1 protein-coding gene is annotated in these 429 nt (G+C 48.3%); it reads left to right on the top strand.

The features are described 5' to 3' along the window. A partial coding sequence (locus ACTHUM_RS20125; RefSeq protein WP_440404020.1) for a collagen-flanked surface repeat-containing protein occupies positions 1-429 on the top strand: 429 nt, incomplete at both ends.

Raw genomic sequence — 429 nt, 5'->3', positions numbered from 1 at the left:
ACACTGTAACCATCAAAGACGGTAACGGTAACACCACTACTACCATCATTAAAGATGGTGCAACTGGTGCCGACGGTAAGAACGCTGAAGCCGACGTTAAAGACAACGACAACGGTACTCACACTGTAACCATCAAAGACGATAACAGTAACACCACTACTACCATCGTTAAAGACGGTGCAACTGGTGCTAAAGGTGAAGCTGGTAATACTGGTGCAACTGGTGCCGATGGTAAGAATGCCACGGCCGATGTTAAAGACAATGGCGACGGTACTCATACAGTGACCATCGTTGACGGTGACGGTAACACTACTACCACTATCGTTAAAGACGGTGCAACTGGTGCCAAAGGCGATACCGGTGCAACTGGTGAAAACGGTAAGAACGCTGAAGCTGAAGTTAAAGACAACGGCGACGGTACTCACACTG

Source organism: Neisseria sp. P0021.S006, from assembly GCF_051956895.1.
Note: the sequence above shows the minus strand (reverse complement) of the source record. Positions and strands in the feature narration are given on the sequence as shown.